Annotated in this window: 16 protein-coding genes; 7 read left to right on the top strand and 9 right to left on the bottom strand. The window is 71.2% G+C overall.

From position 1 onward, the window contains the following. Positions 1-3: 3 nt before the first annotated feature. Complete coding sequence (locus tag AC3ET3_RS25755) at positions 4-1,413, bottom strand: sensor histidine kinase (protein WP_432136272.1); 1,410 nt, start codon at positions 1,411-1,413, stop codon at positions 4-6. 9 nt (positions 1,414-1,422) lie between these two features. Continuing rightward, entirely contained in the window at positions 1,423-2,109 is a 687-nt protein-coding gene (locus AC3ET3_RS25750) for a response regulator transcription factor (protein ID WP_432136384.1), read from the bottom strand. Between the two features lie 316 nt (positions 2,110-2,425). Here AC3ET3_RS25750 and AC3ET3_RS25745 point away from each other — a divergent pair, with 316 nt between their 5' ends. The 5 genes from AC3ET3_RS25745 (at position 2,426) to AC3ET3_RS25725 (ending at position 7,611) form a co-directional block, all read left to right on the top strand. Beyond that, a complete protein-coding gene (locus AC3ET3_RS25745; RefSeq protein ID WP_432158101.1) occupies positions 2,426-3,202 on the top strand; it encodes an amino acid ABC transporter ATP-binding protein in 777 nt (258 codons plus the stop codon). 71 nt (positions 3,203-3,273) lie between these two features. Further along, the gene (locus AC3ET3_RS25740; protein ID WP_435612973.1) at positions 3,274-4,116 is read left to right on the top strand and encodes a glutamate ABC transporter substrate-binding protein; all 843 of its coding nucleotides are present in this window, start codon (positions 3,274-3,276) and stop codon (positions 4,114-4,116) included. 129 nt (positions 4,117-4,245) lie between these two features. Then, positions 4,246-4,911 carry an amino acid ABC transporter permease gene (locus AC3ET3_RS25735; protein WP_432158102.1) on the top strand — a complete coding sequence of 222 codons (666 nt, stop codon included), beginning with the start codon at positions 4,246-4,248 and terminating at the stop codon, positions 4,909-4,911. Then, the gene (locus AC3ET3_RS25730; protein WP_432136268.1) at positions 4,908-5,810 is read left to right on the top strand and encodes an amino acid ABC transporter permease; all 903 of its coding nucleotides are present in this window, start codon (positions 4,908-4,910) and stop codon (positions 5,808-5,810) included. The genes AC3ET3_RS25735 and AC3ET3_RS25730 overlap by 4 nt, the downstream gene beginning before the upstream one ends. 175 nt (positions 5,811-5,985) lie before the next feature. Further along, positions 5,986-7,611: an FAD-dependent monooxygenase gene (locus tag AC3ET3_RS25725; RefSeq protein WP_432136267.1), complete on the top strand. Its 1,626-nt coding sequence runs from the start codon at positions 5,986-5,988 to the stop codon at positions 7,609-7,611. A gap of 215 nt (positions 7,612-7,826) precedes the next feature. Here AC3ET3_RS25725 and recX read toward each other — a convergent pair whose 3' ends face one another. Both recX and recA read right to left on the bottom strand, forming a co-directional pair. Then, on the bottom strand, positions 7,827-8,534 hold the full coding sequence (gene recX, locus AC3ET3_RS25720; RefSeq protein WP_432136266.1) for a recombination regulator RecX: 708 nt from the start codon (positions 8,532-8,534) through the stop codon (positions 7,827-7,829). Positions 8,535-8,572: 38 nt separating this feature from the next. Then, a complete protein-coding gene (recA, locus tag AC3ET3_RS25715) occupies positions 8,573-9,703 on the bottom strand; it encodes a recombinase RecA (RefSeq protein WP_432158103.1) in 1,131 nt (376 codons plus the stop codon). Between the two features lie 315 nt (positions 9,704-10,018). Between recA and AC3ET3_RS25710 the strand changes: the two genes are divergently transcribed. Beyond that, on the top strand, positions 10,019-10,219 hold the full coding sequence (locus tag AC3ET3_RS25710; RefSeq protein ID WP_432136264.1) for a DUF2191 domain-containing protein: 201 nt from the start codon (positions 10,019-10,021) through the stop codon (positions 10,217-10,219). Between the two features lie 72 nt (positions 10,220-10,291). Here AC3ET3_RS25710 and AC3ET3_RS25705 read toward each other — a convergent pair whose 3' ends face one another. Beyond that, positions 10,292-11,554, bottom strand: coding sequence for an AI-2E family transporter (locus AC3ET3_RS25705; protein ID WP_432136263.1), 1,263 nt, complete (start codon positions 11,552-11,554; stop codon positions 10,292-10,294). A gap of 60 nt (positions 11,555-11,614) precedes the next feature. Continuing rightward, positions 11,615-11,809 carry a DUF3046 domain-containing protein gene (locus AC3ET3_RS25700; protein ID WP_432136262.1) on the bottom strand — a complete coding sequence of 65 codons (195 nt, stop codon included), beginning with the start codon at positions 11,807-11,809 and terminating at the stop codon, positions 11,615-11,617. A gap of 79 nt (positions 11,810-11,888) precedes the next feature. Between AC3ET3_RS25700 and AC3ET3_RS25695 the strand changes: the two genes are divergently transcribed. Continuing rightward, positions 11,889-12,833, top strand: a complete 945-nt coding sequence (locus tag AC3ET3_RS25695; protein WP_432136261.1) for a hypothetical protein — start codon at positions 11,889-11,891, stop codon at positions 12,831-12,833. Between the two features lie 359 nt (positions 12,834-13,192). Here AC3ET3_RS25695 and AC3ET3_RS25690 read toward each other — a convergent pair whose 3' ends face one another. The 3 genes from AC3ET3_RS25690 to AC3ET3_RS25680 are packed head-to-tail and all read right to left on the bottom strand — an operon-like array spanning position 13,193 to position 15,107. Beyond that, complete coding sequence (locus tag AC3ET3_RS25690; RefSeq protein WP_432136260.1) at positions 13,193-13,504, bottom strand: AzlD domain-containing protein; 312 nt, start codon at positions 13,502-13,504, stop codon at positions 13,193-13,195. Then, positions 13,501-14,244, bottom strand: a complete 744-nt coding sequence (locus AC3ET3_RS25685) for an AzlC family ABC transporter permease (protein WP_432136259.1) — start codon at positions 14,242-14,244, stop codon at positions 13,501-13,503. Before AC3ET3_RS25685 ends, AC3ET3_RS25690 begins: the two co-directional genes overlap by 4 nt. After that, positions 14,214-15,107 carry an AraC family transcriptional regulator gene (locus AC3ET3_RS25680; protein WP_432136258.1) on the bottom strand — a complete coding sequence of 298 codons (894 nt, stop codon included), beginning with the start codon at positions 15,105-15,107 and terminating at the stop codon, positions 14,214-14,216. Before AC3ET3_RS25680 ends, AC3ET3_RS25685 begins: the two co-directional genes overlap by 31 nt. Positions 15,108-15,289 lie beyond the last annotated feature (182 nt).

The raw sequence follows: 15,289 nt of genomic DNA, 5'->3' as shown, positions 1-15,289 counted from the left end.
GCTCTACGTCCCCGCCGACCGCGGCACCCGTACGGTGGCCGTCAGCCCACGCGGCTCGTGGTGGCCGTAAGTCAGCGTGCCGCCGCCGGCCGCGAGCAGCGCGCGGGAGATGGACAGACCGAGGCCGGAGCCCTTGACGTTCTGATGGCGGCTGCTGCGCCAGAAGCGGTCGCCGATGCGGGAGAGTTCCTCGTCGGTCAGCCCGGGTCCGCGGTCGCTGACGACGACGGTCGCGGTGTCGCCGTCGGCGGCGACCTCCACCTCGACGGTCTCCCCCGACGGCGTGAACTTGACCGCGTTGTCGATGACGGCGTCCAGCGCGCTGGACAGGGTGACCGGGTCGGCCCAGGCGGTGACGGGCGGGCAGGTGCCGGCCAGCCGCACTCCCTTGGCCTCGGCGGTCGGCGCCCAGGCTGCCACGCGCTCGGCGGTCAGCGCACCGATGTCGGTGATGCCGAGGTCGGCCTCGGTGTGCTCGGCCAGCGCCAGGTCCAGCAGGTCGTCCAGGACCTCGGCCAGGCGCTTGCCCTCGGCCTGGACCGAGGCGATCTCCTCGTTGCCCTCGGGTAGTTCGTAGGCCAGCAGTTCGATCCGCAGCAGCAGCGCAGCGAGCGGGTTGCGCAACTGGTGCGAGGCGTCGGCGACGAAGGCGCGCTGCTGCTCCAGCACATCCTCGACGTGGTCCGCCATCTCGTTGAACGACCGGGCCAGCCGCTGGAGTTCCGGGGGACCGCCGGCCGCCGCGACCCGCGACTTCAGCCGCCCGGTGGCGATGTCGTGGGTGGTGGCGTCCAGGATGCGCACCGGGCGCAGCACCCAGCCGGTCAGCCGCAGCGCGGCCCCGATGGCGAGCAGCATCGCGGCGATCTCGCCGGCGCCGATGATCAGCCAGCCGTGCAGGATGCGCGAGCGCATCGGCCCGGTGGGCGAGTCGGTGACCACGACCGCGATGACGTCGCCGTCCCGGATGACGGGCGAGGCGACGACCAGGTGGCGGCGCTCCCAGGGCCACACCTGTTGGGGGTCGTGGCTGCGCCGGCTGAGCAACGCCTCCTTGAAGGCGTCCCGCACCTCGCCCGTTTCGGGGAGGAACCAGTCCTTCGGCGCCTGAGCCATGGGGGTATCCGTGCGGTAGAAGACACCGGCACGAATGCCGTAGACATCGTGGTAACTGTCGAGTTCGCGGCTGAGCATCTCGCGCCGCTCGTTCATGGTCGTCGAAGTGGTGCCGTTGGCGTCGGTGGCGGCCGTGACGAACTGGGCGAGGGCCGCGAACCGCGCGGTGTCGTCGATCCGGTCCACGACCACCCGCTGCTGCTCGGCGCCGGCCACGCTGACGGCGAGCGGGACGCCGAGGGCCAGCAGCACGGCCGCCATCAGCACGATCAGCAGCGGCAGGAGTCGGGTGCGCACCCGTCCCCGCTAGCCGGCCGGGGCGACGAGGCGGTAGCCGACGCCGCGCACGGTCTCGATCAGTGCGGGCATGCGCAGCTTGGCCCGCAGGGAGGCGACGTGCACCTCCAGAGTGCGTCCGGTCCCCTCCCAGCTGGTGCGCCATACCTCGCTGATGATCTGCTCCCGGCGGAACACCACCCCGGGGCGCTGGGCGAGCAGGGCGAGCAGATCGAACTCCTTGCGGGTGAGCTGCACGACCGTGCCGTCCACCGTGACCTTCCGGGTGGGCAGGTCGATCTCCATCGGGCCGAGCCGCAGCATGCTGTCGGTACCGGTGACGGCCTCCTCCTGGACGGTGCGCCGGCTGACGGCGTGGATCCGGGCCAGCAGCTCTCCGGTGTCGTACGGCTTCACCACGTAGTCGTCGGCGCCCAGGTTGAGGCCGTGGATGCGGGAGCGCACGTCGGAGCGGGCGGTCACCATGATCACCGGGGTGCCGGTGCGCTTGCGGATCTTGCCGCACACCTCGTAGCCGTCCTGGTCGGGCAGCCCCAGGTCGAGCAGGACGACACCGAACCCGGCGCCCTCGGGCACCAGCGCCTGGAGGGCCTCCTCACCGCTGCGCGCGTGGGTGACGTCGAACCCGTGCCGCTTGAGCACCGCGGACAGTGCGGCGGCGACGTGGTTGTCGTCCTCGACGAGCAGCAGTCTCATCCGGTCCTCCTCCTGTTCGTCGTGGGTACGGCTGGACTCGGCCAGAAAGGCGTACGATTCGGGCATGCCCTGCGGGGCATTCCCACGCGCGGGTGCACGATGGCAGTCACGCTGATGGACGAGGACGCCGTCAAGAGGGTTCCGGTTGCGCACCGCTTCCGTTATCCGCCCGATACGCGCGCAGGTCACAAGTGCTACGACACGTGTCCGATCGCTATCGGATCGTGACCCTCAGATTCCCCTCAGATGTAATGACGCTGGTCGGGGGTGGTTACTACTGTCCTCCGAAACCCGAGGAGGACGGAGCCCGAGAGCGATGAAAGAAGTATCGGTGGCCAAGGAAGACATGGCCGCGTCCGACGATCTCGTCGCCCTGAAGAGCGTCAACAAGCACTTCGGCGCGTTGCACGTTCTCCAGGACATCGACCTCACGATCGCACGTGGTGAAGTCGTCGTCGTCATCGGGCCGTCCGGGTCCGGCAAGTCGACCCTGTGCCGCACCATCAACCGCCTGGAGACGATCGACTCGGGCACGATCACCATCGACGGCCGGCCGCTGCCCCAGGAGGGCAGGGAGCTGGCCCGGCTGCGCGCCGACGTCGGCATGGTGTTCCAGTCGTTCAACCTGTTCGCGCACAAGACGGTGCTCGAGAACGTGATGCTGGGCCAGATCAAGGTCCGCAAGAGCGACAAGAAGAAAGCCGAGGAGAAGGCGCGTGCGCTCCTCGACCGGGTCGGCGTGGGTACCCAGGCCGACAAGTACCCGGCGCAGCTCTCGGGCGGCCAGCAGCAGCGTGTGGCGATCGCGCGGGCGCTGGCCATGGACCCGAAGGTCATGCTCTTCGACGAGCCGACCTCGGCCCTCGACCCCGAGATGATCAACGAGGTGCTGGAGGTCATGCAGCAGCTGGCCCGGGACGGCATGACCATGATCGTGGTCACCCATGAGATGGGGTTCGCGCGATCGGCCGCCAACCGCGTGGTGTTCATGGCGGACGGCCGCATCGTCGAAGAGGCTACGCCGGACCAGTTCTTCAGCAACCCGCGCAGCGACCGTGCGAAGGACTTCCTCTCGAAGATCCTCCACCACTGACGGAGCGCCATGACGCCTCGCGTCATCCGCACCGACGGCCCGCATCAGACACCACCCGAAGGATGTTCACCATGAAGCTCCGCAAGGTCACCGCCGCTTCGGCTGCCGTGCTCGTTCTCTCCCTCGCCGCCACCGCCTGCGGCTCCGACGACAAGGACGACTCGGGCAGCGGGTCGTCCGGCGGCAACGGCACGATCAAGGTCGGCATCAAGTTCGACCAGCCCGGCCTGGGTCTGAAGACGCCGAGCGGCTACTCGGGCTTCGACGTCGATGTCGCGACCTACGTCGCCAAGGAGCTGGGCTACAAGCCGGACCAGATCGAATGGGTCGAGACCAAGAGCGCCGACCGTGAGAACGCCCTCAAGCGCGGGGACGTGAAGTTCATCGCGGCCACCTACTCGATCACCGAGAAGCGCCAGAAGGAGGTGGACTTCGCCGGTCCCTACCTGCTGGCCCACCAGGACCTGCTGGTCAAGCAGGACGCGAACATCTCGCAGGGCACCGACCTCAACGGCAAGAACCTGTGCTCGGTGACCGGCTCGACCTCGGCGCAGAACGTCAAGGACAAGATCGCCCCGAAGGCCAACCTGAAGAACTACAGCTCCTACTCGGAGTGCATCGCGGGTCTGCAGCGGGGTTCCGTGGACGCGGTCACCACGGACGACTCGATCCTCGCCGGCTACGCCGCCCAGGACCAGTACAAGGGCCAGTTCAAGCTGGCCGGTCTGAAGCTCAGCAACGAGAACTACGGCATCGGCGTCAAGAAGGGCGACACCGAGCTGGTCAACAAGATCAACGCCGCGCTGGAGAAGATGGTCAGCGACGGCACCTGGCAGAAGGCGGTCGACGACAACTTCGGCCCGGCGAACTACACGCCCGAGAAGGCGCCGCAGATCGGCCAGATCGTCAAGTAACCCGGACCCGCGGCCCAGTCAGCGGCCCAGTCATACGGGGCACCACCGGCACGCCGCCGTCCGTCGCGATCAGGGCGGCGGCGCGCCTTTCCCTCCCCATACGCCACACACCCGGAAGCGCGGGAGATCGTGTTCGACTTTCTTGAAGGTTACGACGTCCTAGGGGCGTTCTGGACAACGGTGCAGCTGACCGTGCTGTCCGCCGTGGGCTCCCTGGTGTGGGGCACCCTGCTGGCCGCGATGCGGGTCAGTCCGGTCCCGCTGATGCGCGGGTTCGGCACCGCCTACGTCAACTTCGTCCGGAACATCCCGCTGACGGTCATCATCCTGTTCACCTCGCTCGGCCTCGCCGACATCTTCGGTGTCACCATGGGCACCTCGAACTTCGAGGACCAGGGCTTCCGGCTCGCGGTGCTCGGCCTGGTCGCCTACACGTCGGCCTTCGTGTGCGAGGCGATCCGGTCCGGCATCAACACGGTGCCGCTCGGTCAGGCGGAAGCGGCTCGCGCCATCGGACTGACCTTCACCCAGACCCTGACGCTGATCATCCTGCCGCAGGCGTTCCGCTCGGTGATCGGCCCGCTGGCCAACGTGCTGATCGCGCTCACCAAGAACACCACGGTGGCGGCCGCCATCAGCGTCGCGGAGGCCGCCGCGCTGATGAAGACCATGATCGAGAACGAGGCCCAGACCGTGCCCATCGGCCTGGTGTTCGCCTTCGGTTTCGTGGTTCTGACCCTCCCCACGGGCCTCTTCTTCGGCTGGCTCAGCAAGCGACTGGCGGTGAAGCGATGAGTTCGGTCCTCTACGACACGCCGGGGCCCCGCGCCAAGCGGCGCAACCTGGTCCTCTCGGTCGTCTTCTTCGCCCTGCTGGCCGCGCTGGCCTGGTGGATCTACAAGACGATGGACGACGAGGACCAGTTCGCCTCCGCCCTCTGGGAGCCGTTCATCAAGGCCGAGGCGTGGGACACCTACCTGCTGCCCGGTCTCGCCAACACGCTGAAGGCGGCGGCGCTGGCCATGGTGATCGCCCTGCCGCTGGGCGCGGTCTTCGGCATCGCACGGCTGTCCGACCATCGCTGGGTGCGGACCGTGTCCGGTGCGGTGGTGGAGTTCTTCCGGGCCATCCCGGTGCTGCTGCTGATGCTGTTCGCCAACGAGTTCTTCGCCCGTTCCACCAACGTCAGCAGCGAGGACCGGCCGCTCTACGCGGTCGTCACCGGCCTGGTCCTCTACAACGCCTCGGTGCTCGCCGAGGTCGTCCGCGCCGGCATCCTGTCCCTGCCCAAGGGGCAGACGGAGGCCGCGTACGCCATCGGTCTGCGCAAGGGCCAGACGATGAAGAACATCCTGCTGCCGCAGGCCGTGACCGCGATGCTGCCGGCCATCGTCAGCCAGCTCGTCGTCATCGTGAAGGACACCGCACTGGGCGGTGTGATGATCGGTTTCGACGAGCTGCTCAACTCGCGCGGCACCCTCGCGGCGTTCTACGCCAACGTGATCCCCAGCTTCATCGTGGTCGCGGCCCTCTTCATCGTGCTGAACTTCGCCCTCACCAGCTTCGCCGGCTGGCTGGAGGCCCGGCTGCGGCGCAGCAAGCGCGGCACCGGCGCGGTACTCGGCGCCGAGGACGTGGAGGAGATGAACGCCGCCGAGGTCGGCGCTCCGCACGGAAAGGGTACTTCCGCCTGACGTCCGGTCACACGGCATGAGCTGTACGGGGGCAGTGGCACGCGCGCCACTGCCCCCGTCGCTTGACGCAAACAGCGCCAATGGGTTGCATACGTTGTGTGATCGTGCACCCTGCTCCTGCCTGTAGTTCACCTACGTCCCTGAGGGCATCGTCACGGGCAGGGGGCGCGGCGCCGTGGACCCGGTGATCATCGTCGGAGCGGGGCCCGTGGGGCTGACGCTCGCTCTGGCGCTGGCGCGTCAGGAGGTGCCCTCGGTCGTCCTGGACGAGGGGCCGGGCAAGGACGAACCACGCCTCGCCCGCACCGTCGTGCTGCGCGAGGACACCACCGCTCTCCTGGAGCGGCTCACCGGGGCCTCGCTCGGCGCGGCGGGCACCCACTGGGCCGGCTGGCGGTCCGTGCGGCGGCGCCAGGTGACGCGCGAGGTCGCCTTCGGCGACGACGACGGCGGGCCCGCGCCGCTGCACATCGCCCAGCACGTGCTCACCGACGCCCTGCGCGCCGCGGTCGCCCGCGAGCGGCTCGTCAAGGTCGCCGTGGACAGCCGGCTGGACGACATCGAGCAGGAACCGTCCGGTGTCACCGCCCACACCCGCGACCCCGGGGGCACCTGGTGGCGCGGCGGCTACCTGGTCGGCTGCGACGGCCCCCGCTCCACGGTCCGCAAGCTGCAGGACATCCGCTTCCCCGGCCGCACGGCGGTGGAGCGACACGCCGTGGCCGCCCTGCAGGTGGAACTCCCTTGGGAGGGGCGGGCGTTGCTCCATCGGACGCCGCCGTGGCGGGCGTCCGGACCGTCGGCCGGAGAGGTGACCGCCCGCCCGCTGCCGGACGGCGTCTGGCGCCTGGACTGGCTGCTCCCGCCCGGCAAGGACCTGGTCACGCCCGAGCTGCTGCTGGCCCGGATCCGCGAGACGCTGGACGGCTGGAGCGACGGCCCGGCACCGGCGTACGAGCTGCTGGACACCGGCGTCCACATCGTGCACCACCGGCTGGCCCGCCGCTGGCGCGCCGGGCGGGTGTTCCTGGCCGGGGACGCCGCCCATCTGATGGGCGCGTTCGGCACCCAGGGGCTGGAGGAGGGCCTGCGGGACGCCGACAACCTCGCCTGGAAACTGGCGGCGGCCTGGCACCACGGGCCGCACGAGTCTTTGCTGGACAGCTATCAGACGGAGCGGCGGGCATCCGTCGCCGCCCGGCTGCGCGCCGCCGACCAGGTGCTGCCGCTACTGCGCGGCACCAGCGGCATAAGGTCGTACGTCCCCGGAGCCGGCCGGGGGCACGACGCGCTGCTGGCCGACGGTCATCTCGGCCGGGGCCCGCTGGGCGCGCCCGGCACCTATGCGGGCTCCCCGCTGGCGCCCGGGGTCCTGGAGGGCGAGGTACCGGTCGGCACGGCACCCGGCGCTCCGGTGACGGACGTGCGGGTGACCGCGGAGGACGGCACGTTCGTCCGGCTGCGGGAACGGCTGGGCCGGGGCGCCCTGCTCGTCGTACTCGTCGCCCCCGGCACGGGCGTGTGGGAGCGCAGGCACTGGATGGGGGCCGGGCTCATGCCCCGGCTCGCCGCCGCGGTGGCCGCACTGCCCCATCCGGCCGAGCTGCTGGTCACCGAGAGCTACCCGGGGGCCGCCGCCCACACCGTCCTGCTGGTCCGCCCCGACGGGCATCTGGTCACCGCGCTGAACGGCGTCCGCCCGACCGACCTGTACGCGGCGGCCGAGGCGGTGCTGGGCGGACCGGCGAGCACCGAGGCGGAGGCCGGCGCCGGGGCGAGGGCGGGTTCGGCGGCGCCTTAGCCGGGAGGCCGGGGATCTCGACGGCACCGGGCGGGGGCCGGCCGGTGGTGTTCCGAACCGACGGGCCGCGACGGTGTCTCGTGCGGGCGTGGAACGCGCCCTGTGGCGGAGGTGGCTCCGCCGGGGCCGGGCCGGCTTCTCGGGCGCGGTCGGCACACCCGCGCTTCCGCCTGCCCTGAGCCGGTCACATCGTGGGCCGGGCCGGGGGGCCGCTCTCAGAACTCCTCGCCGTCGAGGAACTCGGTGTCCTCGCCCTCCTCCTCCAGCGCCTGGCGGACCACCCGCAGGGCCATGCCCTCGGGATAGCCCTTGCGGGCGAGCATGCCGGCGAGGCGGCGGATCCGTCTGTCGCGGTCGAGACCGCGGGTGGCGCGCAGCTTCCGGCCGACGAGCTCACGCGCGGTCGCTTCCTCCTGCTCGGAGTCCAGCTGGGAGACGGCCTCGTCGATCAGCGTCGAGTCGACGCCCTTGGTCCGCAGCTCCCGCGCGAGCGCGCGGCGCGCCAAGCCCCGACCGTGGTGCCGGGACTCCACCCACGCGTCGGCGAAAGCACTGTCGTCGATCAGGCCGACCTCCTCGAACCGCGCGAGCACCTCCTCCGCCACCTCGTCCGGGATCTCCCGCTTGCGCAGGGCGTCGGCGAGCTGCTTGCGCGTGCGCGGGGTCCCGGTGAGCAGACGCAGACAGATCGCCCGTGCCCGCTCAGCCGGGTCCCCTGAAGACTCCCCCTGCTCGGCCCTCGACGAGGAGGAGGTGCCTTCGCCTTCAGCGGGTGGCCGCGCGGAGCGACGTCCGCGACGGCCCGCCCGCCCACGCGGCACGCCGTCACGCGTGCCCGCGTGAGCGTCGTCGCCCGTCCACGCCGGGCCCGTCTCGCTGCCCGCCCACCTCTGCGGACCGTCGCGGACAGTGCGCTCGGACAAGTCGGTTCGCCACGCTTTCGCATCGGACACGGTACGGATCAGCCCTTGGCGGCCGCGGCCTTGGTCTTGGTGGCCTTGGCGGCGGGGGTGGGCACCGCCTTGGCGGCCTCGTCCGCGGAGGCGCCCGTGGACGAGGCGGCATCCGCGCCGGGCTCCGTGGTGGGCTCCTGCGGACGCACGCCGACGCCCAGCTTCTCCTTGATCTTCTTCTCGATCTCGTTGGCGAGATCGGGGTTGTCCTTCAGGAAGTTGCGGGCGTTCTCCTTGCCCTGGCCGAGCTGGTCGCCCTCGTACGTGTACCAGGCACCGGCCTTGCGGACGAAGCCGTGCTCCACGCCCATGTCGATCAGGCCGCCCTCGCGGCTGATGCCCTGGCCGTAGAGGATGTCGAACTCGGCCTGCTTGAAGGGCGGCGCGACCTTGTTCTTGACGACCTTGCAGCGGGTGCGGTTGCCGACCGCCTCCGTGCCGTCCTTCAGCGTCTCGATGCGGCGGATGTCGATGCGCACCGAGGCGTAGAACTTCAGCGCCCGGCCACCGGTCGTGGTCTCCGGGGAGCCGAACATCACGCCGATCTTCTCGCGCAGCTGGTTGATGAAGATCGCCGTGGTCTTGGACTGGTTGAGCGCGCTGGTGATCTTCCGCAGGGCCTGGCTCATCAGACGGGCCTGCAGACCCACGTGGCTGTCGCCCATCTCGCCCTCGATCTCCGCGCGCGGCACGAGCGCGGCGACGGAGTCGATGACGATGAGGTCGAGGGCGCCGGAGCGGACCAGCATGTCCACGATCTCCAGGGCCTGCTCGCCGTTGTCGGGCTGGGAGAGGATCAGGTTGTCGATGTCGACGCCGAGCTTCTTCGCGTACTCGGGGTCGAGGGCGTGCTCCGCGTCCACGAAGGCCACCTGGCCGCCGGCCTTCTGGGCGTTGGCCACGGCGTGCAGGGTCAGTGTGGTCTTACCGGAAGACTCTGGTCCGTAGATCTCCACGACACGGCCGCGCGGCAGGCCGCCGACGCCGAGCGCCACGTCGAGCGCGGTCGACCCGGTCGGGATGACCTCGATGGGCTCCTTCGACCGCTCGCCCATGCGCATGACCGCGCCCTTGCCGAATTGCCGTTCAATCTGTGCGAGAGCGGCATCCAGGGCCTTCTCGCGGTCGGTTCCTGCCATGGGTTCCACCCGGTTTGCTGTAGTCGATCGCTTCACGTCAATGACGCTAACGCCTGCCACTGACAATGCGCCCTGACGCTGGTCCGGCCTGTGGATAACTCAGTGGCATCTCCGCCCGAAACGGGATGAAAAGACCACCGAGGATCTCGCCGGCACCTCCCATGAGAATGGATGTTCGATTTTCGTGTCAAGCGCACCACGCGGCACTCCGAGCGTACGACCGCGTCCGCCCCGAGCCGGGAAATCCCCGGAAACCACGCCGGTCGATCCCCACGCGGCTAGAGTCCGGAGTCGAAGCGACGCACAGGGGGCACCGTGGCCAAGGTCAGCATCAGTCTCGACGCCGAGCTGGTGGTGGAGGTGATGGTCCTCGCCGGGGTGGGGTCACCCCAGGACGCCATCGAGCTGGTGGTCCGGGACTACATCGCCCGAGGCCATCGCACGGAGGCCCGCACCGAGCTTCGGGACCAGGCCCTGCGTCAGGCCGACGTCAAGCCCCAGGACACGCAGGGCTGAGCCGGCCGCGCACCCGGGGTCGACGGGGTCGAGGGCCTGCCGCCGACGACCGCGGACCCGGCGGGCACACGCTCACGACTCGGGCTCGGTCGCCCGAGCCCCGGCTCTCGCACCCGCCCACAGACGCCGTGCGCGCTGCAGGGAGTTCGCCCGGCCGACCCGTCGGCCACGGTCCCGGTGGCCGTGGACACGAGGGTCGTCGGTGACGTCGTACCGCTTGACGTAGGCGCCGAGGAACGCCTGGAGCGTGGCGACCGCCGGGATGGCGATCAGCGCACCCACCGCACCGAGCAGGGCGGTGCCGGCGACCACCGAACCGAAGGCGACGGCCGGGTGGATGTCGACGGTCTTCGAGGTCAGCTTGGGCTGCAGCATGTAGTTCTCGAACTGCTGGTAGACCACGACGAAGACCAGCACCCACAGGGCGTACCACGGGTCGACGGTGAAGGCGATCAGCATCGGCAGGGCGCCCGCCAGATAGGTCCCGATGGTGGGGATGAACTGCGACACCACCCCGACCCACACACCGAGCACCGGCGCGTACGGGATCTCCAGGGCCTGCAGCAGTATGTAGTGCGCGATGCCCGAGATCAGCGCCATCAGTCCGCGCGAGTACAGGTAGCCGCCGGTCTTGTCGACGGCGATCTCCCAGGCGCGCAGCACCTCTGCCTGACGCGCGGGCGGCAGCACCGAGCACAGCGCGCGCCGCAGCCGCGGCCCGTCGGCGGCGAAGTAGAACGAGAACAGCGTGACCGTCAGCAGTTGGAAGAGCCCGCCGAGGACCTGCGCGGAGACGTCCAGGACACCGGCGGCGCTGTTCCGCGCATAGCGTTTCAGCCAGTCCGAGCGGAGCAGGCCCTCCTGGATGTCGACGCGTCTGAGTTCGGTGTGGAAGGTGGTGTTGATCCAGTTGATGACGGAGTCCAGATACGCCGGGAACCCCTCGATCATCTTGATGATCTGCCCCGCCAGCATCGAGCCGAGCAGCGTGAAGAACCCGGCCACCACGACCAGCAGGGCGAAGAAGACCAGGAACGTGGCGAGCCCTCTGCGCATACCGCGCGCGGCCATCCGGCTCACCGCGGGCTCGATGGCGAGAGCCAGGAAGAACGCGATGAGGACGTTGATCAGCAGACCCGTCAGCCGGTGGAAAGCCCAGGTCCCGAGCTGGAACGCGCCGATGAACGCGAGCCCCAGTGCCATGGCCCGCGGCAGCCAGCGCGGCATGCGCCGACTCGGCGGGGTGCCGCCGTCGGCCGCGGGCCGGGCGGACGGCTGCGCGCCGGGAGAGGGGGCGGGCCGGTCGATCCGACCGATGTCGTCAGTGGGTGCCACGGACCAAGTCTCGCCCACGCCACCGACTACCGGACGCATACGTACGATCTTCGTTACGGATCAACGCTTCTCCTGCGGAACGTTCATCACCGTGCAGACCACGCGCCACACGTCCTTCGCGTCCCAGCCGGCCGCCAGCGCCTCGTGCACCGTCCGTTCACCGAGCTGCGACATCACGTGATCGCGCGCGAAGGTGTCGGCGTATCCCGCACCGAAGTGCTCCGCCATCCGTTGCCAGAAGACCGTCAACCGCATGACATCAGTATCCCGCGCCCGGGGGTGGCCCCGCCCCAGGCCGCCTGCCGGGGCCGCCCCGCACCCTACGGTCTGACCCATGGCCGAAAACGGAGCATCCCCACTCCCCCCGACGCCCCCGGCGCACTCCCCGCTCTTCCGCGCCGAGCATTTCGTGTGGCTCACCGCGCGCGTACTGGAGCAACGCCTCTTCGCCCATCTCTTCCTCAACGGCGGTGCCGATCCCGTCGACACCGCCCTCGACGCCTACCGCAACGAGGACGGCGGGTACGGTCACGCGCTCGAACCCGATCTGCGCGGCCCCGTCAGTCAGCCCCTCCACACCGCGCACGCGCTGCAGGTCCTGGACTCCATCGGGCGGTGCGGCGGACAGCGCGTGGAGCGGGTGTGCCGCTATCTGACGTCCGTGTCCACTCCGGAGGGCGCCCTGCCGGCGATCCACCCCGGCCAGCGCGGCTATCCCGCCGCGCCCTTCCTCCCGATCGTGGACGATCCGCCCGGCGACCTGCTGGCCACCGGTCCGGTGGTGGGCACGCTGCACCGCAACGAGGTGTGGCACGCCTGGCTGTTCCGGGCGACCGAGTTCTGCTGGCGGGCGGTGGAGGCCCTGGAGAAGTCCCACCCGTACGAGGTGGAGGCGGCCGTGGCCTTCCTGGACTCCGTGCCCGACCGGGCCCGCGCGGAGGTCGCCGCCGACCGCCTGGGCCGTCTGGTGCGCGAGCAACGGCTCGCCGTGCTCGACCCGGACCGCCTGGCGGACCACCCGGTCGCGCCCGGCTACGCCCCCGAGGAGCACCACTTCCCGCACGACTTCGCGCGCTCCCCGCGGTCCCTCGCGCGCGCGTGGTTCACCGACGACGAGATGGCCCGCTCGCTGGACTTCCTGGCGGCCGAGCAGCAGGAGGACGGCGGCTGGCCGGTCCGCTGGCGTCGCTGGGCGCCCGGCACGGTCCTGGAGGCACGCCCCATCGTGACCATCAGGGCCCTGCGCACCCTCCGGGCCCACGGGCGGGTCATCGGCTGACCGACCTGCCCGACCCGCCGCCGAACGGCCTCACGGGGCCGTTCGGCTGGCGAAGGGCTCGCCCTGGTGGCTGCCGAGCAGGCACACGCGCGTGCGCCGGAGCACGAGCGGTGCGCAGTCAGCCGTCAGGGGCCGACGGACGGGTGACGGACGGGTGACGGACGCGTACGGGCGGCCGGGGCCGGGGCTGCGGTCGCGCGGGCCGCAGGCCGCAGGCCGCAGGCCGCAGGCCATGCTCGACCGACAGCGCCGTTCCAGGTCCAGGTCCAGGTCCAGGCACCCGCATACGCCGAAGGGGGCCGCGCCGCAGCCGACTGGGCCCCCGTCGGCTGCGGACACGCGCGCCGGGTTCGGCGCCGTCAGCCGCCGCCCAGGGCACGCACCCCCGCCGTCACCACCACGGCCGCGGCGACGATCAGCAGGAACGGCGCCCGCAGCAGAAGTGCCACGGCCGCCGCCACGAGCCCGGCCGACCGCGCGTCCACCACGAGCGCGTGCCCGTCGGTGAACGTCTGCTGCGCGGTGAGCGCGGCCAGAAGGGCGACGGGCAACAGGGCCGAGAGCCTCCTCACCCCGGGTCGTTCGAGCACCCCCGCCGGAACGAGCAGTCCGGCGAGCTTGACGGCGTAGCAACCGAGGGCGGTCACGCCGATCGCTGTCCAGACGTTCACGGCCGACCTCCCCGCGCACCGTCGCGGGTGGCCCGGCGCCGCCCCTGCGCCCACAGCACGACCGGTGCCGCCAGCGCGGCGACCAGCACGGGTACCCCGGCCGGCAGTACCGGCAGCAGCCCCAGCCCGAGCAGCACCGCGAGGGCCGCGACGGCCCGCTCGGTGGTGGTCGTCAGCATGGGTGCCAGCAACGCCAGGAAGACGGCGGGTCCGGCCGCGTCCAGCCCCCAGGCGGCGGTGTCCCCGATGGCCTCGGCGCCCAGAGCGCCCAGCAGCGTGGTGAGGTTCCACAAGGCGTACAGGCTGAGCCCGGTCACGGCGAAGCCGATCCGGGCGCCACGCCGGTCACGCTGCGCCAGGGAGACGGCCGTCGTCTCGTCGATGACCCACTGGGCGGCGAACGGGCGTACCGCGCGCGGGAGTGCGAGCAACTGGGACAGGCGCAGTCCGTAGAAGGCGTTGCGCACCCCGAGGAAGAAGGCGCCCGCTGCCGCGGTGAACGGATTGCCGCCCGCCGCCAGCGCTCCCACGAGCGCGAACTGGGAGGCACCGGTGAACACCAGGAGGCTGAGCGCACAGGTCTGCCACACGGACAGTCCGCTGCCGGCCGAGGTCACGCCGAAGGCGAACCCGGACAGCCCCACGGCGATACCGACTCCCAGTGCGTCCCGGACGACGGCGCCGTCCGGCCTCGCGGCGCCGTCGGCGCCTATGTCTGCTCGTAGTGTCTGTTCTGCCACCCGTCGGACGATAGGCGCGGCCGGGACGGAGCGTCTTGTACGTTCTTGCGCTCCCGCTGGTAGGCGCCCGGCGGGACGCCCACGATCCGGGCGAAGTGGCGGTTGAGGTGCGGCTGGTCGGTGAAGCCGACGGTGACGGCGGCCTCGGCGGGCGTTGTCCCGGTGTCCAGCAGCAGGCGCGCACGGCGCACCCGGGCGTCGGTGAGCCAGGTGTGGGGTGGCATGCCGTAGGCGTCCCGGAAGGCGCGCAGGAGCGCGAACGGGCTGGTGCCGAGGTCGGCGGCGAGTCGTTCCAGGGTGGGTGGGTCGGCCATCCGGTCCTCCAGTTCCGCACGCGCGCGTGCGGCGATCCGCGCTCCCGCGGTTCGTACCGTCCGGGAGGGCAGCGGACCTCCGTTCAGCCGCAGCAGCCGGGTCACGGCGACCCGCAGCAGCGTGTCGGCGGCCAGGGCGTTGCCTTCGTCGGCGGCCCGCAGTACGCGGTGCACCAGTGTCGCGGCGTACGGGTCGTCGAGGACCGGGCTGATGAATCCGGGGGTGCCGCGCAGTGTCGTCGTCTCGGCCGCGATGGCGGTCACGACCTCCGGCGAGGGGTAGACCGCGCCGTACCGCCAGCCCTCGGGCACGCCGGCCCGTCCGGTGTGGGGGGTGTCCGGATTGACGAGGGCGAGGGCGCCGGCCGGGACGTACTGGTCCGCGCCGCGATGACGGAAGACCTCCACGCCCTCGGCGATGGCGGCGATCACGAACTGCTCGTGGGTGTGGCGCACGAACGTCTTGTGGACGTAGCGGGCACGCAGCAGGTCGACGCCCGGCAGCTCCGCGTACCGCCAGTGCCGTGCCCTCTCCCCCGTACCTGCCATGCCCCCATTCTCCGCCACTCCTCCCTGCCGACCCGGACCGCACATCCCTACCGACCGGACCGCACGCCCCCGCCGACGGGCCGGCACATCACCACCGAGAGGCCGGCACGTCCCCCACCGACCGGCGCACGCGACCCGCCGCCGAGGGCCCGGCCCCGGGCTCCGCAGCCCGCCCGACAACC

This window comes from Streptomyces sp. bgisy159 (genome assembly GCF_057707805.1).
This window is presented reverse-complemented; position numbering and strand designations above follow the sequence as displayed.